Origin of the sequence: Streptomyces sp. GS7 (genome assembly GCF_009834125.1) — a bacterium.
GTDB lineage: Bacteria > Actinomycetota > Actinomycetes > Streptomycetales > Streptomycetaceae > Streptomyces.
Window position 1 is genome coordinate 4,232,211 of record NZ_CP047146.1, and the last position, 18,712, is coordinate 4,250,922.

Below are 18,712 nucleotides of genomic sequence, written 5' to 3' on the forward strand. Positions count from 1 at the left end.
CGGGACGCCGGAGCCGGGCGCGCCCATGCCGTGGGCGGGTGAGCGGCTGCGCTCCGACAGGGCGGCTATTGGCATGGCCGCGTCATTTCTCTCGGTCTCCCGACTCCGTGAGAGGCGCATGCGCCGCAAGAAACAAGATCTGACGCCCCTTCCGCTTCCGGCCGGTACCGGGGGAATCTCGTTCTCGTGACCGAGGAAGCCAAGAACGCCATGAGGAGGGGGCACTCCGTGGACGACACACACCGCACCGACCCCGCAGCCGCCGACTGGTACGTGGACGACCGCTGCAACAACTGCGATGTGGCCCGACAACTCGCCCCGGGGCTGATCGGAGAGGTCGGCGGGCGGTCCGAGGTCCTGCGCCAGCCGGTGGGGGAGGCGGAGGAACGGCAGCTGCACGCGGCGGCGTTCGCCTGCCATTCGCGGTCGATCCGCCGCCCGTCCCGTCGACTCGACGCGGACCGGGATCCCTTCCCCATGCCCCTCGAAGGCGCGGACGGAACCGGCACCCCGGACCCAGGCGCCTCCGCCACCGCGGTCCATCTCTGCGGGCACAACTCCCCGCACACCGCGGCGGCCAACTCCTACCTCCTGCGCCGGCCCTCCGGAACCCAGATGATGGTCGACACGCCTCGCTGGAGCGAGGAACTGGCCACCCGCTACGAACGGCTCGGGCCGGTCACCGACGTCCTCCTCACCCACCAGGACCACGCGGCGCACGGCCGCCGCTACGCCGACCGCTTCGGCGCCCGGCTGTGGGTCCACGAGGGCGACCTGGCGGCGGCACCCGACGCCGACCGTGTGCTGCGCGGCACCGAGCCCGTGGAGATCGCCGACGGGGTGCTCGCCCATCCGCTCCCCGGCCACACCAGGGGCAGCGTGCTGTACGTCGCGGATGACCGCTACTGCTTCAGCGGGGACAGCTTCTACTGGTCGCGGGCGACCGAGGACATCGAGGTGGCGGAGAGCGTCACCTGGTACTCGATCACCGAGCTGGCCGCGTCGCTGGCCCGTACCGTCGACCGGCTGCGCTTCGAGTGGCTGCTCGCCGGGCACGGCGGCCGCAAGCACCTGCCTGCCTCCCAAATGGCCGAGCGCATGCGCCGGTTGACGGCCCGGGTGCGCGAGATGAAGCCCCGGCCGGTCGACTTCACCGCGGTGCGCTGGTGAGCGGCGGCCGGGCGGGTCGGGAGACCGGGGAGGACGGGGAGAGCGGGCCCATAGGATCCCGCACCGCGCGCCGCGCCGTACGCTTCGGCGTGCGGTTCGCCGGACAACTCACCGGACGGACGCCGCCGGGGGGCGTTCGCGCACCGCGCCATAGGCGAGGAAGTAGGCCGGCAGGCGGTTCAACCACCGTGAGGTGGTGAGCAGTTCGGCCGCCCGCTTCGCCCGCCGGGGGTTGCCGAAAGGCGGATCCCCCGCCAACACGGGTTCGATGACCCGGGCATGGGCGAACCGCTGCAACCCCTGCGTCAGGACCGCGGTCGGCCACCGGCGGCACTGGACGCCGCGTACGTCGCGCAGGCCGACCGTGCCCGCGCGCAGCGGCCCGACGAGATGCCGGGCGGCGGCCACCGCGTCCTCGACCGCGAGATTGATGCCGATACCGAAGACCGGCGACATGGCGTGTGCCGCGTCGCCGATGCACAGCAGCCCCGGGCGGTGCCAGCGCCGCAGGCGGTCGAGCCGTACGTCGAGCAGTTTCACCTCGTCCCAGGAGGCCAGTGCGCGTACCCGGTCCGCGAGCCAGGGGGCGGCGACCGCGTAGTTGACCATGAACGGCTCCAGGCCGGCCGCGCGGCGCTCGGCGTCCGTTCCCTTGGGGATCAGCGCGGCGCACTGCCAGTAGTCACCGCGATCGATCATGGCGGCGAGAAGGCGGTCGCCGACGCCGCCCACCAGCCCGTGCGGGTCGCCGTCGCGCCGCGGCAGCCGGAACCACCAGGCGTCCATCGGGCAGGCGAAGCTGCGCAGTCCGAGTTCCGGCAGCGACCGGGCGAGCGAGCCCCGGCCGTCGCAGGCCACCGTGAGAGTGGCCCGCAGCTCGCCCGTCCGACCGTCGGACGTGCGGTAGCGCACCCCGGCCACCCGCCCGCGCTCGGTCAGGAACGACGTCGCCTCGGTGCTCATCCGCACGGAGAAGGACGGCTCCCGCCGCGCCTCGTCCACCAGCAGATCGAGCAGGTCCCACTGCGGCACCATCGCGATGTACCGGAACCTGCCCGGCAGCACCGACATGTCCCCGACCGTGACCAGCGAGCCGTCCGTGCCGAGCGGCAGCTGAACGGTCGTCACCCGCCGCTGCGGCAGCCGGCCGAACCGCTCGCTCAGCCCCAGCTCGTCCAGCAGCGCCAGGGTGGAGGGGTGCACGGTGTCACCGCGGAAGTCGCGCAGGAAGTCCCCGTGCTTCTCCAGCACCGTCACCGCCACACCCGCCCGCGCCAGCAGCAGCGCGAGCACCATTCCGGCGGGCCCGCCGCCCACCACACAGCATGTGGTCCGCTCCGTCACAACCGCTCCCTTCAGCGAGGTCCGGACATCCGCCGCACACCCGGGCAGCCGCGCACCCAGCCCCACTCGCAGCCCAGCACGTGTCGGCACGGATATCCGTATATCCCCCTCAGTGTCGCCGCCGTGCCGCCGCCGTGTCGCGGTCTGCCGCGGCCGCGCGACCGCCGTGTCGCCGACCCGGTGCGGTCGTACGGGCGGTGTCAGGGCCTCCCTTCGGTGCGTACGGTGCACAGGGCGTGGTCGACAAGGCCGGTGATGCCCCGGATCTGGCGGGTGGCGGTGCCCGGGTCCCCGGGGCGGCTGTGCACCGAGACGGTGACGGTGGCGCGCCCGTCGGGTGTGGTGGCGGGCCACACCAGGTAGCCGTATCCGTCTCCGCTGTGGCCCCAGTATCCGCCGCCGCAGGACAGCGGTGTCCATTCGAGGCCGAGCCCGTAGCGGGTGCCCGGGGGAGTGCCGTGGCCGTCCGGTTCCTCGACGGTGTGCTGCATGTCGGCGAGTTGGGCGGGCGCCAGCAACTCGCCGTGCAGCAGCGCCCGGAAGAACGTGTTGGTGTCCGCCGTCGTGCTGATCAGCGACCCGTCGGCGTCGCCGTCGAAGGGGAGGTAGGCGATCGTGGTGTCGGTCAGCGGGCCGTGCGGCGCGAACTGCTGGTAGTCGGAGGCGTGCGGGCCCGGCAGGAACGGCCGGTCGCCGGGCGCGCGGGTGTGGGTGAGCCGGAGCGGGCGCAGGATTCTGCCGCGGACCTCGTCCTCCCAGGAGCGACCGGTGACCGCCTTGATCACCATGCCGGCGAGGACGTAGTTGGTGTTGGAGTACTGCCAGCGCGCACCGGGCTCGAAGGCCGGCGGATGCTTCATGGCGAGCGCGACGCGCTGTGCGGAGGTGTGGGCCGTCCAGCGGTTCCGGCGGTACTCGGCGGCAGTGGGGTGCGGTGCGACCTCGCCGATGTAGTCGGGCAGTCCGCTGGTGTGCTGGAGGAGCCGGCGCAGGGTGATGCGGCGCCCGTCGTTGCCGTGCCCGCGGACCACGCCCGGCAGCCACCTGTCCACCGTGTCGTCGAGCGACAGCCGTCCCTCGCCCGCGAGTTGGAGCAGCACGGTCGCCACGAAGGTCTTGGTGGTGCTGCCGATCCGGACATAGCCGTTCCGGGGCACCGGGCGCCCGGTGCCGAGATCGCCGGTTCCGCTGCGGGCGGTGCGTACCCCGCGGGGGGTTTCCAGCCGGACGGAGACGCCGGTGACCCCGGCGCGGTGCAGCGCGTCGGCGTCCCGCTGGAGCCCGGCGGGCCGAAGGGCCGGCGTTGCCGCCTCCGGCCGTGCGGGGAAGAGCGCCGACAGCAGCGCGGCGGTGACGAGGACCACGGACGTGCGGCGGGCGATGCGCCACCGGGTGAGCGGCCGGCCCACGGCGGAGAATGTCGGCTTGGCTGTCGGCATGGCACAACCGTAGGAAGGGGCGGGCCGGTTGGGCCATGCTGCCAGCCGGAGGGCCGGGGGTCGGGTTGTCCCCCGCCGTGGCGCGGCGGCCGCCACGCAGGTGCTCCGGTCCTGCCGCACCTGCCGGGCCGTCCGGAGGAGGTCCCATACGGCGGTCAGTCCGTCCTCCTCGTCGGCGCCGGGCCGAGCGGCGGGCCCGTACCGGTCGAAGTCCGGCACCCCGGGAGGGAACGCACCTCGCGTTTTCACACTCTTCTCCTGTGACACGACCGGGATCCGCCCCGGCGCAACCCGCGAAGGGGCGCTTCGGGTCCGGGAGTCGTGCAGACCGCATCATCGACCAAACGGGAGGACAGCGATGACGCATCGCGTAACGGGACGAGTCGGAAGCCGCAGAATCGGGCGCCAGGGTGCGCGGTTCGCCGCGGTGGGCGCCATGGGCGTGGCCGCGGCCGTGCTGGCGGTCACGCCGGCGTTCGCCAAGGGGAGCGCGACGATCAGCGCGTCGCCGAGCACCGTGAAGCTCGGCCAGAGCGTGCACGTCAAGGGGCAGGGCGACAGCGACGCGGTGCTCTACGGGAAGTTCTGCGCCCAGGACCGCGTCGGGACGCACGGTGCATGGCACACCGTCAAGTGCGGTTCCATCGTGGAGATCGGCGCCGCCGAGGCCAAGGTCGACGCGAAGATCAAGACCACCCACCGCGGCGTGCTCCAGGTGCGCGGCGTTCTCTACGGCGTCGACGGCCCGCATGGCGGTCACCCGTACGCGGACATCACCACGGACGTCCGTACGGTCCACGTACGCTGACGCTCCATCACCCTGCCGCCGGTGCGCCCCGCTAGGCGAACGGCCGTCGGCAGAACCGAAGTCGGGGTGCCCATCCGGGAAACGGGGATGGGCACCCCACCGCATTACGGGACCGTTCCGACCGTGGAAGGTGACGATGTACGCGATATCCCTGGGGGACGACGGCGCGCAGCTGTGCCCGCTGGAGCCGTGGCAGGCCGAGGAGTTCCTGGCCCATATGGACCGTGGACGGGAGTTCATCGGGCAGTACGTCGGGCTCCCCGACGTCGTCACCGATCCGGCGTCGAGCCGGGCGTACCTCCAGGGGTACGCGGACAAGGCCGCGGCCGACACCGGGCGGATCTGCGGCATCCGGTGCGACGGTGAGCTGGTGGGCGCGGTCATCCTCCGGACGATGGACGTCGCACAGGGCACCGCCGAGGCGGGCTGCTGGCTGGAACCGTCGGCGGTGGGCAGGGGCCTGGTGACCCGCGCCGCGCGGGTCGTCATCGACTGGGCCGTCGAGGAGCGGGGCATCCACCGTGTGGAGTGGTGGGCCTCGGCGGCGAACGCGCCCAGCATCGCCGTGGCCCGACGGCTCGGGATGACGAGGGAAGGCGTGCTGCGGGAGAGCTTCCGGTACCGGCGCAAGCTGCACGACATGGAGATCTGGGCGGTGCTCGCGCCTGATTGGCGGGCGAACAGGCCGTCCACGTAAGGGGGACGCCGCCCGCCAGACACGTTTCGTGCGCTGAAGAGCGGGAGGCTCTTCAATTTGATTATCCTCAGTGTCCGTAGAGTGATCTGTATGGAGCTTCTCCGACTGTCAAAGGCCGCTAAACGCCTGGGTGTTCACCCTGTGACGCTTCGCCTTTGGGCTGACTCGGGGAAGATTCCTGTCACTTGGGTTGGCCGTGAGCGTCGGTTCTCCTCGGTTGACGTGGAGGCGATGAAGGTCGCCGGCAGCCTCGAACGTGTGCGTCTGGAGGGCTTGTACGTACGGGTGTCGGGCTCATCCGGGCAGGAGTCGTCGTTGGCTGCGCAGGAGGAAGAGCTGCGGTCCACTTCGACAGGCAAGGTCGTGAAGGTGTTTCGGGATCGGTCCTCCGGTCTGCGTGAGGACCGTCCGGGGCTCAACCGGCTGTTGCAGGTGATCGCTGACGGCTCGGTGACGGTGGTGCGTGTGACGCACGAGGACCGTCTCGCCCGGTTCGGTGTCCGCTGGCTCAAGCGGCTGTTCGCGTTGTACGGCGTCGAGTTGGAGGTGCTGCACCCGAAGAGGCTCGGCGGGCGGGAAGAGCTGCTGGAGGACTTCGTTTCCCTGGTCACCACCTTCGCCGGACGCCTGTACGGGATGCGGTCGGCCCAGAACAGGCGGCGTCTGCTGGCCGAGTCCGGCCAATACCCCACCGGCGAGGAGCGCGCCGCGTGAGTCGTAAGGTGCAGCTTGCCGAAGGCGAGACCTCCCGTACCGCCTGCGCCCGCACCCTGATCCGCGGTGGTGTTGACGAGAAGTGGGGCGAAGTCCTCACCAGGGCCGTAGTGGTGGAGCGTATCGGCTGGTGCGCTGACCTGGTGGCTGGCATGGCCGCCTCGCTGCTGGGCGAGCACTGGAACACACGCGACGTCGATGTACTGGCGGCCGGTGTGGACGTGGGTGGCAGGAAGCTTCCGTCAAATGCGTGGATGGCGCTGCGACGCCTGGGCTGGACCGTCGCCCCGAAGGGGGGCATCAAGGTCAATGACCGGATCGTACGCATGGCCCAGGAGCAGGTCGGCCGCACCCTGCGGTCGGCGAAGTGGCGAGCCGATGTGACTGCCGCAGTGCTGGCCACATGGCCGACTGATCCGGCCAAGCGCACGGCCGGTGAGTGGGACCAGGTCCGGGCTGCGGTTGCGGGCGGTGAGCATCTGCCGTCCAGCGTCTTCAAGGGTCGCACCCGGCAGATCGCCACGTTCACCCGCAACCACGGGCGGCTTCCGGCTGACGTGTTCGAGGCTGAGGGCGTGCCGCGGGTGGCGCGGATGCTGTTGCTCGCCGCGTGCGACGGGCAGCAGGCCACGATCGAACGAACCAAGGCAGAGCCGAAGAAGGCTCTGCTGCGGCTCCAGCTTCCCACCCGGCCGGATCCGCGCTCGTACGCCGACTGGACCTGGGTCTCCTGCCCGATCCCCCTGCCGCCCACAGTTCCAGCGAACGCAGTGCTGCACCTGCCTACCGTGCGTATCGAGGGCGGAAAGGTGCGGGCCGACCTCGCCTACACCCACCCCGTTCCCAAAGCCCAGCGCACCGGGCATATGGTCGCGCTGGGTGTGGACTGGGGGTTGAACACCCTCCTGTCCGCCGGAGCCGCCCGGCTGCATCAGGACGGCCGTATCACCGTGCTCGGTTGTGGGGCCCAGTTTCGTGCCGCCGGAGTGCTGGCCAAGCAGCACCGGCTTCGTCGTCAGTCGGAGCTGCTGCAGGCGAAGGTGGATCACCTGGCCCTGCTCCTTACCGGACACGATGACGAGCAGCTGGCCGCCAAGTACCACATCCTCGTTGACGAGATCCGGTACGTCTCCAAGCGGCGGTCGAACCTCAACGACGCGCTCGCCTGGTCTGCAGCCCGGTGGGCTGTCGACCAGGCGAGCGCGGCCGGCGCCACGGTCATCTACCTTGAGGATCTGCGGTCGATGGAAGCTAAAGGCATGGGCCGCACCCACAACACCCGCATGTCACAGACCGTGCGCGGTCAGATCACCGAGCGGATGCGGCACCTCGCCGCCGAGGTGGGTATCGCCGTGGTCGCCGTACCGCCGCGCAACACCTCCAAGCACTGCCCGCGCTGCTTGACCCCGCTCAGGCACCGCAAGGCCCCTGACCGGCCCACCGAGTCCGGTTGGAAGTGGGCCATCTGCCCTCACCGCGAGTGCGGGTGGCAGGGCGACCGGGACCAAGGCGCCTGGCGACGCATCGCAGCCCGCGGCCTCACTCACCAGACCACGACCACGGCGAGCCGCGCCGGCGGCGCCATGGTGATCCGTTCCGTGGTCGACAACCTCGAAACCAAGGCCGTCATCACGACGGCTCCCGACGAAAGCCGGAAGGATCGGTCAAAGACCGGACCCACCCGGCCCCACACCTCACGTCCCGCGCCCAGGCGACGCAGGGCACCCTCCCCCATCGCACCCTCGGGTTCGGCGGGCAAGCGTCCGGAGGGACACGCACCAACGGACCGGACCCGGCTGCCCCGCGCAGCCCACCGACACCAGGGCATGCACACGATCAGCAACACCACCACCAGCCGACACGGGCCACGAGGGGCAGCACTGGGCGCAGGATTCCACCTGCCCGCACATGCCACCCCACCACGGTGGTTCGAACCGAACCCGGACCTTAGGTCCGACTCAGGATCGCTTAGCTGATTAGAGACGCTTGACGCTCCACGGCCGCCTGCCGTCCGCCGGGCTGCGGGCGTGCCGCGACCGGAGCGGGCAGGCACGCGGCGTGCCGCGCCGGGAGGTCCGGCCGGCATCGATCGGCTATTGATCAGGGTTCGTGATGACTGGGTGTGCGGAATGCGTCTTGGTGCGTGCCGGGCGGGCGGCTTGACTGGGGGTCGTCGGGCGGAAGGGCCGCCCGGATCGACGGAGGGAACCTCATGAACAGCGCCGCAGCCAAGGACGTCGTCCGCCGTTACTTCGCCGCGCTGGCGGCCGGCGAGCAGGACGTGATCCGGGACTCCTGGGCGGAGGACGGCAGTTGCTGGTACGGCGGGGACCTGCCGATCTCCGGCATCTGGGAGGGACGGGACCAGGTCATCAACGGGTTCCTGGCGACCGCGTTCGCCCACCTCGACCCCGAACGGGAGGTCGGCGTGCGGGTCACCAACATCTTCGGGGAGGGGGAGCAGGTGCTGGTGGAGTGGGACTCCTGGGCGACCGGCAAGACCGGCAGGCCGTACCAGCAGAAGAACACCGGGATCTTCACCGTCCGCGACGGCAGGATCGTCACCATGCGCGAGTACGCGGACACCCAGCACTGGGAGCGGGCGCTGGTCACCGGCTGACCGCCGTGCCGGGCGGGCGGCGGGCGGGGCGGCGCGGGCCGGGTGCGCGAGCGGCCCGGGGTGCGCTCACGGCGGTGGTCATGACCGGGCCCCCGCCCCCGTGCCCGAGACGTCGACGAAGGACGGCACGGGGTGCCCTCTCGTAGGATCGCTCGGTGATCATCGAGAACTACGGGGAGAGTTGGCAGGAATGAACAGGACTTGGGGGGCTCTGGCGGGGGCCGTGGCGATCGGCCTGCTCGTCGCGGGATGCGGTTCCGACGGCAGCGACGGGAAGAAGGGCGCAGGGGAGGGTGGCGGAAAGGCCGCCGCGGGTGCGTCCCTGCCGACTACGGCGAAGCTCGCCGCGGATTCGGGGGCGCGCTATCGGCAGGTCAACGTCCCGTCGCTGGACGGCATGACGTGTGACAAGGGCGACGGGGGCTTTCAGTTCGGCAGCGACCGGGCCATGATCGTCCCGTCTGTCGACGGCCTTACGGTGACCAGGGGGGACACCGGGGACGACAAGGTCTCCTGCTTCGCGCCGCAGCGCATCGTTCTCAGCAAGGGCGCGATGCGTGTGACCGCGCCGAACCTCACCACCCGCACGAGTCTGTACGCGAAGGTCGCGGACCCCGCCGCCGCTTTGGACAAGGTCTTCGACCGTGCCATGGGGCTGGCGAAGGGCTACGGCAGGGTGCCGGTCGGTAAGCCCGAGAGCTTCACCACGGCCGGTCTGGTGCTCAAGTGCCAGCAGAACGTGTCCGACACGATCCCCATGACCACGTGCCTCTGGGCGAACTACGGCGCGATCGGCGTGGTCGATCTCTTCCCGCCGGCCGGCCGGCACCTACCGCTCGACGAAGCGGCGGCGCAGACCTACAAGTTCGCGCGGGGCGTGCTCGCGGTGAGCGGCGCCACCTCCTGAGACGGGGAGCGGCGGGACCGCTTGCGTGGGGCGACCGCGCGAGGGTCCCGCCGCTTGATCGGGGCGCGCATCCGCCCCCGCACGAGGCCGGATGCGCGCCCCTGGTGTACTCGGCGAACGACGGCCCGTCCGCCCGCCCGCGTCGCGAAATGTCAGCCCAATGCGTTACGGTGCGTGGTGTATTTGGCATAGCGGACAAAAAGGGGTGGGGTGTGCGGAAGAGCATCGGGCGGCGGGTCGGCGTCTCGCTGGCGGCCGTGGCCGTGCTGGCGGGCGTGACGAGCTGCCAGAAGGGTGCGGACAAGGCCGAGGGCGAGCAGGGTTCCGCCCGTACACCGACGCAGGCGCTCACGGCGGCCTACAAGAAGACCGCGGCGGCGAAGTCCGCGAAGGTCACGATGGCCCTGTCGATGCCGGCGTCGATGCCAGGCGGCGGCGAGACGAAGATGTCCGGTGTGATGGGCTGGGACCCGATGGCCATGGATATGACCATGGACCAGAGTCCGCTCGGCGCGCGGGCCGAGGGCGCCGAGAAGACGCACATGATCTGGCTCGACAACGTCGTCTACATGGACATGGGCAAGCGGAGCGAGGCGCTCGACGGCAAGCGGTGGGGCAAGATCGACCTGCGGGCCGCGGCCACGCTCGCCGGTGACGACAAGCTCACGAAGCAGCTGACCGCCGGTCTGGGCGACGGGAACCAGGACCCGGCGCAGCAGCTCGCGATGGTGCTCGGCTCGCCGAACGTCAAGCACCTGGGCGCCGGTGAGGTCAACGGACAGCACGCCGAGCACTACAAGGGCACGCTCACGGCCGACGAGGCGCTCGCGTCCCTCAAGACCGCGGAGGCTCTGCCGCCCGCGGAGCGCGAGAAGCTCATCGCGAACATCAAGAAGGCGGGTGTCAAGGGCTACGACTACGACGTCTGGGTCAACGGCCAGGACTACCCGGTGAAGATGGACGTGGGCGTGTCCACGCCGCAGGGCAGGATCGACACCACCACGACCTTCTCCGACTACGGGGCCAAGGCGGCGGTGCAGGCCCCGCCGGCCGACGACACCGTCGACCTGATGCAGGCCCTCAAGGAATTCATGGGCCGGGGCAAGTAGTTCGCCGTCCCCGGCGGCGCGGTCGTGCTCTGCGGAGCGCGGCCGGCCCGGCGTCCGACCGCTCCTGCGAGGGACCGGGCGGCATGGCCGATTGCCCCGGCGGCATCATCGCCAAGGGTGGTCCGTCCTCGACGTGAGGAACCGGACCGACCTGTGCACCACGGTCCGCGAGGCACCGGGCCTGCGCTGACCGGATGGGGGAGGGGCGGAGAGGCGCCCGGCAGCGCTCTCCCCTCCCGCTGTCGCACCTACGCCGGATCCCTGGTGCCCCTCTGCCCCGTCCTGTTCGTCTGGCCGGAAACCGCACCCGGCAGCGCCGCCATCCCGCCGGGGCCGGGGCCGGGGCCGGGGCCGGAGCCGGAGCCGGGGTCGGAGCCCGGCCCGGCGAGCGGGCCCGATTCGCGTAACCTCCGGTAATCTCAAGGGGTTTGGGCGATGCATCGCCGGTCGAGGATTCCCCCTGCCCCGTCCGTTCGGAACCGCTGCGGAGGTCCTCCCATGCGCCGCACAGCCGTGCCTCTACTCCCAGCTCTCTCGGCCCTGCTGTCCGCCGTGCTGACGGCCCCACCGGCCGCCGCCGCGCCAGGACGCACACCGCACGCCCCGGATCGTCCGGTGATCTTCGTGCACGGCCGGAACGCCGGCCCCGGCGTCTGGGACAGCATGATCCGCCGGCTCACCGCCGCCGGCAGACCGGCGGACCGTCTCTTCAGCTGGGACTACGACACCTCGCAGTCGGCGAACGAAACCCTCGCCCCGCAACTCCGGACCTACGTCGATCAGGTGCTGCGGCAAACCGGCGCCGCACAGGTGGACATCGTCGCCCACAGCCTGGGCAGCCTCACCACCCGCTGGTACGTCAAGTTCGGCGAGGGCGTGACCAAGGTGCGCCACTGGGTGTCCCTGGCCGGACCCAACCACGGCACCCAACTCGCCTGGCTGTGCGCCCCGTACGACCAGGGATGCCGGGACATGACCCCCGGCTCGTACGTCGTCACCCACCTCAACGAGGGCGGCGAGACACCGGGGCCGGTGCGCTACACCACCCTCTGGTCACGGTGCGACGAGCAGATCTCGCCGCCGACCAGCACGGCACTGGCCGGAGCCGACAACATCGAGACGCCGTGCCTGAAACACAACGACCTCCTGACCGACCCCACGGTGGCCGACGAGGTGCGCACGGCCCTCGACTCCGCCTGACCCAGGCCGTCCTGCACCCCGCACCACCGCGTGGTGGCACCGGCCGGTGCGGTCGGCCGCGGCCGAGGTCGAGCCCGCCGGAGCGCCCACCGTGAGACGGACGGCGACCCCAGTGGAACCTCCAGCCCCCTCCGTCCCTCTTTCCTCATCGAGCACACGCTCGCCATGGGAAGGGGTACGAATGAGCCGCCGGGCAGGGATCGGGACTCTCGCGTTGCTGACGCTGGCGGTGTCCGGCTGCGCCGCGGACCCGGACGCGGCCGACGAGGCTCCTCGGCGCACCCACGGCAGGAACGGCTCCGGCGGTTTCACCGTGCAGTACCGCACCGGCGGCAAGGACGCGCGCGCCACCACCTACCTCCGATCGCGGCAGGTGCTGGAGAAGGCGGTGGACCGGCTCAACGACACGGTCACCGTGCCCCGGCGCATCCCCCTGGTCGTCCGCTCCTGCGGGGCGGCCGAACCCGCCTACGACCCGGAGACCGGCAGTATCGACTTCTGCGTCGAGCATGTCGGCGAGGTGCGCGAGCACTTCGAGGACACCGGCAAGGACGTGGACGGGGACGAGCGTGCGGCCCGGGTGACGGGCGTCCTGACGGAGACGGCCTACCACGAAGGCGCCCACGCCCTCATCGACACCCTCGGTCTGCACTTCACCGGCCGCGAGGAGGACGTGGCCGACCAGTTCGCCGCCGTGATGCTCGTCCGGCAGGGCCGCTCCGGCGAGGACGGTGCGCTCGCCGCCGCCGCGGACTACGCACTGTCGGCCAAGGAGAACCCCGCGGACGATACCGATCTGCGGGATGAGCACAGCCTGGACGGTCAGCGGGCCGCGAACTACGCCTGCTACGTCTACGGCGCGCACCCCGCCCGGCACAGAGACCTGGTACGCGACGGCACCCTCACCGAGGACCGCGCCGACGGCTGCCCGGACGAATGGAAGCAGGCGAAGAAGGGCTGGGAGATGCTGCTCGGCTCGCACTTGAAGAAGCGTCTGTGACCCCGTGCCCGTACCCCCGGCGGCGGCCGGGGTACGGCGCCCACCCGGCTCGGCCGCTGCCGAAACCGGCTCCACTACAGCGGTTTCGTGACCTCGCCACGGATTTTCGACGCGGTGTCCGCGAATGCCTGGAGGTCGATCGACGACGGATTCTTCGCCAGGTCCGAGGCATCGGTCTCGGCGACGTTCCCGCTCGTACTGGAGTCGGCCCACACGCAGTACGGCACCGTGATCTTCTGCCCCATTTTCTCGCGCACATCCACCCCGCAGGTAAGCGAATCGCCACCGCCGGTCGGGGTGAACTTCTTGTCCGGTACCGCGACATGCGTATTCCCGTCGCGCGTCATTCCCTGGAGGGTGTGGTCGACGGCCTCCTGAGGATCGTCGATGGTGCCGTAAAGCCCCAGCATCACCAGTGACTTCGTCCCGCTGGTGTACTGCCCACCCGCCGAAGTCACCCCGTGCGCGTTCGTCCCGTCGTGCGGTACCGAGGTGTTGGCCTGCTGCGAGATGTCCTTGGCGAGGGTGAAGGTGCCGCCTGCCAGCGTCTTCGGCACCGTGATCCGGAACTTCGGCCCGGAAGAGCCGCCCGTCGAGCCGCTCCTGTGAATCATGGCGAACGCCGCACTGCCGAGGATGAGTACCCCCGCGATCGCGCCGACGACTCCCCATACTTTCCCGCTGTTTCCCTTGGGCGGGACCGGCGGCGGCATGCCGGGGCCCTGATATCCGAGCGGGGCCTGCTGCGGCGCACCGTACGGCGTCTGCGGAGCGTTTCCATAAGGGCCCGGCTGTCCCTGGGGGCCGAAGCCCGGCGGTATCGAAACTCCCGGAACCTGCTGCGGGTACCCGGCCGGCGGGCCGGGCTGGGGCATTCCGCCGGGTGCGCCGTATCCGGGCGCACCACCGAATCCATAAGGCGGCTGCTGCGGTGTACTCATTCGCTCACTTTACTCAATGCCGAACCCCTGAAATCATGCCGCCGGCGCTGCCACCCGCCGCGTACCACGCCTCACCGGCCGCCGGTCCGCACCAAGCGGACGGCATTGTCCTGGACACGGCCCAACAGGCTCCGCAACTGCTCGCGTTCGGTCGTCGTGAAACCGTCGTACAGGGCCTCCTCCACACGCTCCTGCACGGCCCAAAGAGACGCGACGGCCTGCCTGCCCTCGCCGGTGATGGTGAGGTGCGCGGGGTCGTCCGCGGCCGGCGCCACGTAGCCGCGGTCCCGCAGGGGCGCGACCGACGCCGCCAACTCTTCGGAGCCGACGCCGATGTCGCGCCGCAGCTGTTCCAGTGGGGTGCGCTGCTCGCAGGCGAGCACCATCAGCAGCACGGCCTGGGAGCTGTCCAGATCGCCGATCGCGCGCAACTCGGCGTCGAAGACCTGCCGGACGAGGTGCGCGCCCGCGGTCAGGTTGCGGCCGAGGGTGTCGGGGATACGGTCGGTCAGCATGGCCAGGATCATCCTCATCCGGAGTTCGTAGATGCTGATCCCGGTGGCCACACCGACGTTGAGGGACTCCACCGCGCCGGCCATCGGGATCTGTACGACCAGGTCGGCCGCGGCCTGTACGGCGTCGCTGACCCCCTCGGTCTCGTTGCCGACGACGAGCGCGACCCTGCGTCCGCGCAGCGGCGCCAGCGACTGGAGATGGGTGCCGCGCGGACTGGTCACCACGATCTGGAACCCCGCCGCGCGCAGCGCCGCCACCGCACCGGCGGGATCGGCGAACCGGCGGATGCGGCAGTCCAGTACGGTACCCCGGGACGCGTCGACCACCCGCCGGGACGACGGATCGGTCGTCTCGTCCGTGAGGACGACGTCGCGCACCCCGAGGGCCCGGGCGGTCCGCACGATGGTGCCCAGGTTCCCCGGATCGGCGACCCGTTCGCACACCACGGCGAAGTCTCCGTAGGCGTCGGCCTCCTGTGCCGGTCTTGGCAGCTGCGCGACCGCCAGCCAGTCGACCGGTTTCGTGCCGCCGGTGACCTTGCGCAGCAGGCCGTCGCGCACGCCGTGGACGGGCACCTGCGCATCGCGCAACTCCCCTTCCAGGGAGGCGTCGTGGACTCCCGCCGCCCGCAGCACATAGTCCAGCCGGGCGCCGGCCGCCCGAGCCTGGCGGATCAGGTCCGCCCCTTCGACCAGGCAGCGGCCCGCGGCGGCCCGGCCGGACCGGGTGGCCAGCGCGCGGGCCGCGGCGATCCGCGGATCCCTGATCGCGTCAACGGGGTTCATGAGCGGTCAGGCTAGCGGGCAACTCGCGGCGGAGCGCGGCGATTTCTCCGCGCCTGCCACCTCACTCAGGCATCGGACGCCGCCCGGCCGGTGATCAGTCCGGCCAACTGCCGTGCGGTCGCGGTGGGGTTGGCGGGGTGGAGCAGCTCGGTGCGGTGGACCAGGCGCGGTTCGGCGACCGGGACGGCGGCGACGCCGGGCAGCGCGGCGGCCACCGGCAGGGGGAGGGCGGCGAGGCCGTGGCCGGCGGCGGCCAGCGCGGCGAGGCCGTGCAGGTCGGTTCCGCGGTGGCGGATCCGGGGGCGGAACCCGTCGGCCCGGCAGACGGCGCGCAGCCGCTCCAAGGGGACGGCGGTGTCGGGCGCGTCGATCCACTGCGCCTGCGCCAGATCCGTCAAGCGCACCGTGCGGCGCCGTGCGAGGGGATGGCCGTCGGGGAAGAGCACGGTCAGGGGCTCCTCGGCTGCCGCGAGGGTGGTGGCGGGGCCGAGGTCCGGCATCGGCAGCGGATCGTTCGGGGCGGCGGCACCGTCGACGAGGCCGAGATCGGCGCGCCCGGTGAGCACGTCCGCGATCACCGCGTCCCGGCCCAGCACCCGTACCTCCAGGTCGAGGGCGTGCGTGGCGGAACGCAGACCGGCCAGGGCCCGGGCAACATCGGGGCCGAGGGCGGCGGGTGAGCTGACGAGGGCCAGCCGGGCGGGGTGCGCGTGGTGCAGGCGGGCGACATCGGCACGGGCCGCGTCCAGGCGCAGCAGCAGGGCGGGCGCGTGCTCCAGCAGCCGTGCCCCGGCGGGTGTGGGAGCCACCGGGCGGCGCTCGACCAGCCGCGTGCCCAGGTCGGTTTCGAGCGCGGCGATGTGCTGGGAGACGGCGGACTGGGTGTAGCCGAGCGCCGCGGCGGCTCCGGAGAAGGAGCGCTGATCGAGGACCGCGACGAAGGTACGCAGCAGATGCGGATCCATGCGCATCAGTATCGCTTATCCGCGATGCACGAATCATCGTTGGACCTGATGCCGAGGTGCGCAGCAGGATGGCTGCCATGAACGACATCGCACGTATCGCCCTGGTCGGCGATCGCTCCCCGGCAGTCCGCTCCCACACCCGCGTCCCCGCCCTCCTGGAGGCACTGCGCGTACGCGACGGACTGGACCTGGACGCCTATTGGATACCCACCGAGGACGCCGGCGCGGACCTGACCGGCTTCGACGCGATCTGGGTGCTGCCCGGCAGCCCCTATCGCAGCGAATCCGGCGCCCTGGCCGCGATCCGCTCGGCCCGCGAGGGCGGCATCCCCTTCCTCGGCACCTGCGCCGGCTTCCAGCACACGCTGCTGGAGTTCGCCCGCCATGTCTGCGGTCTGGCCCGGGCCGGCCACGCCGAGAACGACCCGCACGTCGCCGACGAGGACGCCGTGGTGATCCCGCTGGCCTGTTCCCTGGTCGGTCACGAGGGCACCGTCCGCGTCACCCCCGGCTCCCGGGCTGCCCGACTGCTGGGCGCCGAGCGCACACCGGCGCGCTACCACTGCAACTACGCCCCCAATCCCCGCCACTTGGACCTGCTGCGCGAGCACGGTCTGACTTTCAGCGGCACCGACGAGTCCGGCGAGGTCCGGATCGCCGAACTGCCCGACCACCCCTTCTTCCTGGCCACCCTCTACCAGCCCGAACTCGACGGCGACGGCACCCGGGCCCACCCGCTGATCGCCGGCCTGGCCACCGCCGCCGTCGAGCACGCACGCACCCGGATCACCGCAGTCCCCGCACCTGCCTGATCCGGCGGACCCGGGCGGGGACGCCACCGCGCGGCGGCCGGCGCGGAGCTGCAGGCCATCTGTCGGCGGGCGACGTCGCCCTGTCGGTGAGCTGTCGGTGGCCATCGGCAGAGTGAGGGAGCCGAGCGGCGCGCCGGCGCCGTCCACGGACACGGCCGACCGCCGGCCGCCGCCCCCGCCACACCGTGAGGAAGGTGCGTACGCATGTCATCCGTCGTCCGGCCCGGGCCGTGGGACGTCCACCGGCTCCCGCCCGCCGAGGGCAAGAACGTCCTGGTCACCGGCGGGAACGCGGGTATCGGGTACTTCGTCGCCGAGCAACTCGCCGCCGCCGGAGCCGCCGTCGTGCTCGGCAGCCGGGACGCGGCCAGGGCCGCTGCCGCCATGGCGGCGATCCGCTCCCGCGTCCCCGGCGCACGCGTACGTCACCTCCCCCTCGACCTCGCCGATCTCGCCTCGCTCAGGACCTGCGTCGACGCCCTGGAGCTGGACCGGCTCGACGCGGTGGTCCACAACGCCGGTGTCCTGCTCGACGAGCCGCGGCGCCGGGAAACCAAGGACGGCCACGAGCTGACGTTCGGCGTCAACCACCTCGGGCACTTCGCACTGACCGGCTGGCTCGCCCCCCTGCTCTCGGCCGCGCCCGCGGCCCGCGTCGTCACCACCGGAAGCTTCGTGGCCAAGTCCGCGCCACTCGACTTCGACGACCTCCACAGCACCCGCGACTACCGGCCCAAGCGCACCTACGCGCGGGCGAAACTGGCGCAGATGCTCTTCGGCTTCGAACTCGACCGCCGGCTGCGTGCCGCCGGCGACACCACCCTGAGCGTGGTGAACCACCCCGGCGGCGCGCTGGACTCCCTCACCCCCGCGCGCCCGCCCGTGCACCACCGCACCACCGGCGAACGACTGCGCGGCCTGCCCGCCGGCGTCGTGGTCCAGGGCAAGGACGCCGGTGCCTGGCCCGCCGTCCGGGCCGTCCTCGACCCCTCGGCGACCGGCGGGCAGCTGTGGGGGCCCCGGGTGCTGGGACTGCGCGGCGCACCCGCACCCGAACAGGTCCGCGGTCACTTGGCCGACCGTACCGCCGCGGCGCGACTGTGGGCGGTCAGCTGCGAACTGACCGGCGTCGACCCCGCATTCCGCCGCCCATGACGAGGAGGGAAGCGGAGGGACGGGGGACGAGGGGGAACGAGCCCGGCACGTGGCCCTGAGCCCGGTGCCCGGTCGTGTGCCTGGCCTGTCCGCCCCTACTGCTGGGGGTGGCTCAGACGGTACGAGCCCGCCAGATCCCGGACCTCCGCCGAGGTGACCACCTCGTAGGCATCCTGCCCGGGCAGGTGCTTGCCGAGCAGGGCCAGCACGCCGTCGGACAGCCGCGCCTTCAGCTCCTCGGACCGCCCCGGCAGCAGCCCCACGTCCACATGCACGAAGCCGACCTGCGCACCGTCCCGGTCGCCGACGCAGGTCTCGGCGACCGGACGGAAGAACGTCTTGCACGCACCGGCCGAGCCGGTTTCCTCCACCACCATCGGGTGCAGCTCCCGCACGAAGGCCTGCCGGTCGAAGACACCGGCCAACTGTGCGGAGTAGTCGACGGTGATATGCGGCATGAGGGACCTCTCGCGTGTGCGTTCGCTATGCACCTATCCTCGTCGATGCCTTCGCCCGGAGTTCACGGAGCC

The 18,712-nt window shown here is 71.7% G+C and carries 18 protein-coding genes; 12 read left to right on the plus strand and 6 right to left on the minus strand.

The window, feature by feature from the left end:
* Positions 1-228 precede the first annotated feature (228 nt).
* The gene (locus GR130_RS18655; RefSeq protein ID WP_236573182.1) at positions 229-1,170 is read left to right on the plus strand and encodes an MBL fold metallo-hydrolase; all 942 of its coding nucleotides are present in this window, start codon (positions 229-231) and stop codon (positions 1,168-1,170) included.
* Between the two features lie 108 nt (positions 1,171-1,278).
* On the opposite strand, the gene GR130_RS18660 is transcribed toward GR130_RS18655, so the two are convergent.
* Positions 1,279-2,514 carry an FAD-dependent oxidoreductase gene (locus GR130_RS18660; RefSeq protein WP_268977928.1) on the minus strand — a complete coding sequence of 412 codons (1,236 nt, stop codon included), beginning with the start codon at positions 2,512-2,514 and terminating at the stop codon, positions 1,279-1,281.
* Between the two features lie 200 nt (positions 2,515-2,714).
* Entirely contained in the window at positions 2,715-3,953 is a 1,239-nt protein-coding gene (locus tag GR130_RS18665) for a serine hydrolase domain-containing protein (protein WP_159505782.1), read from the minus strand.
* 358 nt (positions 3,954-4,311) lie between these two features.
* On the opposite strand from GR130_RS18665, the gene GR130_RS18670 reads away from it, so the two are divergent.
* The 9 genes from GR130_RS18670 to GR130_RS18710 all read left to right on the plus strand — a co-directional run bounded on the left by GR130_RS18670 (position 4,312) and on the right by GR130_RS18710 (position 13,008).
* Entirely contained in the window at positions 4,312-4,761 is a 450-nt protein-coding gene (locus tag GR130_RS18670) for a hypothetical protein (RefSeq protein ID WP_159505783.1), read from the plus strand.
* Between the two features lie 136 nt (positions 4,762-4,897).
* Complete coding sequence (locus GR130_RS18675; protein ID WP_159505784.1) at positions 4,898-5,458, plus strand: GNAT family N-acetyltransferase; 561 nt, start codon at positions 4,898-4,900, stop codon at positions 5,456-5,458.
* Positions 5,459-5,548: 90 nt separating this feature from the next.
* The gene (locus GR130_RS18680; RefSeq protein WP_159505785.1) at positions 5,549-6,172 is read left to right on the plus strand and encodes an IS607 family transposase; all 624 of its coding nucleotides are present in this window, start codon (positions 5,549-5,551) and stop codon (positions 6,170-6,172) included.
* Positions 6,169-8,148, plus strand: a complete 1,980-nt coding sequence (locus GR130_RS18685; RefSeq protein ID WP_159505786.1) for a zinc ribbon domain-containing protein — start codon at positions 6,169-6,171, stop codon at positions 8,146-8,148. Before GR130_RS18680 ends, GR130_RS18685 begins: the two co-directional genes overlap by 4 nt.
* A gap of 236 nt (positions 8,149-8,384) precedes the next feature.
* Positions 8,385-8,792 carry a nuclear transport factor 2 family protein gene (locus GR130_RS18690; protein WP_159505787.1) on the plus strand — a complete coding sequence of 136 codons (408 nt, stop codon included), beginning with the start codon at positions 8,385-8,387 and terminating at the stop codon, positions 8,790-8,792.
* Positions 8,793-9,015: 223 nt separating this feature from the next.
* The gene (locus GR130_RS18695; protein WP_159505788.1) at positions 9,016-9,699 is read left to right on the plus strand and encodes a hypothetical protein; all 684 of its coding nucleotides are present in this window, start codon (positions 9,016-9,018) and stop codon (positions 9,697-9,699) included.
* Between the two features lie 212 nt (positions 9,700-9,911).
* Positions 9,912-10,808, plus strand: coding sequence for a hypothetical protein (locus GR130_RS18700; protein WP_159505789.1), 897 nt, complete (start codon positions 9,912-9,914; stop codon positions 10,806-10,808).
* A gap of 498 nt (positions 10,809-11,306) precedes the next feature.
* Positions 11,307-12,008 (plus strand): esterase/lipase family protein, encoded by a 702-nt coding sequence (locus GR130_RS18705; protein WP_159505790.1) that lies wholly within the window; start codon positions 11,307-11,309, stop codon positions 12,006-12,008.
* Positions 12,009-12,189: 181 nt separating this feature from the next.
* On the plus strand, positions 12,190-13,008 hold the full coding sequence (locus tag GR130_RS18710) for a DUF4344 domain-containing metallopeptidase (protein ID WP_159505791.1): 819 nt from the start codon (positions 12,190-12,192) through the stop codon (positions 13,006-13,008).
* A gap of 74 nt (positions 13,009-13,082) precedes the next feature.
* Here the strand turns inward: GR130_RS18710 and GR130_RS18715 are convergent, their stop codons facing one another.
* The 3 genes from GR130_RS18715 to GR130_RS18725 all read right to left on the minus strand — a co-directional run bounded on the left by GR130_RS18715 (position 13,083) and on the right by GR130_RS18725 (position 16,215).
* Complete coding sequence (locus GR130_RS18715) at positions 13,083-13,721, minus strand: hypothetical protein (protein WP_159505792.1); 639 nt, start codon at positions 13,719-13,721, stop codon at positions 13,083-13,085.
* 299 nt (positions 13,722-14,020) lie between these two features.
* Positions 14,021-15,250: a TrmH family RNA methyltransferase gene (locus tag GR130_RS18720; protein ID WP_159505793.1), complete on the minus strand. Its 1,230-nt coding sequence runs from the start codon at positions 15,248-15,250 to the stop codon at positions 14,021-14,023.
* Positions 15,251-15,315: 65 nt separating this feature from the next.
* A complete protein-coding gene (locus tag GR130_RS18725) occupies positions 15,316-16,215 on the minus strand; it encodes a LysR family transcriptional regulator (protein WP_159505794.1) in 900 nt (299 codons plus the stop codon).
* 77 nt (positions 16,216-16,292) lie between these two features.
* Between GR130_RS18725 and GR130_RS18730 the strand changes: the two genes are divergently transcribed.
* Together GR130_RS18730 and GR130_RS18735 are read left to right on the plus strand one after the other, a co-directional pair.
* Complete coding sequence (locus tag GR130_RS18730; protein ID WP_159505795.1) at positions 16,293-17,027, plus strand: CTP synthase C-terminal region-related (seleno)protein; 735 nt, start codon at positions 16,293-16,295, stop codon at positions 17,025-17,027.
* 204 nt (positions 17,028-17,231) lie between these two features.
* A complete protein-coding gene (locus GR130_RS18735) occupies positions 17,232-18,182 on the plus strand; it encodes an SDR family NAD(P)-dependent oxidoreductase (RefSeq protein WP_159505796.1) in 951 nt (316 codons plus the stop codon).
* Positions 18,183-18,277: 95 nt separating this feature from the next.
* Here GR130_RS18735 and GR130_RS18740 read toward each other — a convergent pair whose 3' ends face one another.
* Entirely contained in the window at positions 18,278-18,640 is a 363-nt protein-coding gene (locus GR130_RS18740) for a 5-carboxymethyl-2-hydroxymuconate Delta-isomerase (RefSeq protein WP_159505797.1), read from the minus strand.
* Positions 18,641-18,712: the final 72 nt, after the last annotated feature.

Coding starts and splice junctions, on each gene's coding strand:
- GR130_RS18665 (WP_159505782.1), bottom strand. CDS start 3,953: ATGCCGACAGCCAAGCCGACATTCTCCGCCGTGGGCCGGCCGCTCACC.
- GR130_RS18670 (WP_159505783.1), top strand. CDS start 4,312: ATGACGCATCGCGTAACGGGACGAGTCGGAAGCCGCAGAATCGGGCGC.
- GR130_RS18675 (WP_159505784.1), top strand. CDS start 4,898: ATGTACGCGATATCCCTGGGGGACGACGGCGCGCAGCTGTGCCCGCTG.
- GR130_RS18680 (WP_159505785.1), top strand. CDS start 5,549: ATGGAGCTTCTCCGACTGTCAAAGGCCGCTAAACGCCTGGGTGTTCAC.
- GR130_RS18690 (WP_159505787.1), top strand. CDS start 8,385: ATGAACAGCGCCGCAGCCAAGGACGTCGTCCGCCGTTACTTCGCCGCG.
- GR130_RS18705 (WP_159505790.1), top strand. CDS start 11,307: ATGCGCCGCACAGCCGTGCCTCTACTCCCAGCTCTCTCGGCCCTGCTG.
- GR130_RS18710 (WP_159505791.1), top strand. CDS start 12,190: ATGAGCCGCCGGGCAGGGATCGGGACTCTCGCGTTGCTGACGCTGGCG.
- GR130_RS18715 (WP_159505792.1), bottom strand. CDS start 13,721: ATGCCGCCGCCGGTCCCGCCCAAGGGAAACAGCGGGAAAGTATGGGGA.
- GR130_RS18720 (WP_159505793.1), bottom strand. CDS start 15,250: ATGAACCCCGTTGACGCGATCAGGGATCCGCGGATCGCCGCGGCCCGC.
- GR130_RS18725 (WP_159505794.1), bottom strand. CDS start 16,215: ATGGATCCGCATCTGCTGCGTACCTTCGTCGCGGTCCTCGATCAGCGC.
- GR130_RS18730 (WP_159505795.1), top strand. CDS start 16,293: ATGAACGACATCGCACGTATCGCCCTGGTCGGCGATCGCTCCCCGGCA.
- GR130_RS18735 (WP_159505796.1), top strand. CDS start 17,232: ATGTCATCCGTCGTCCGGCCCGGGCCGTGGGACGTCCACCGGCTCCCG.
- GR130_RS18740 (WP_159505797.1), bottom strand. CDS start 18,640: ATGCCGCATATCACCGTCGACTACTCCGCACAGTTGGCCGGTGTCTTC.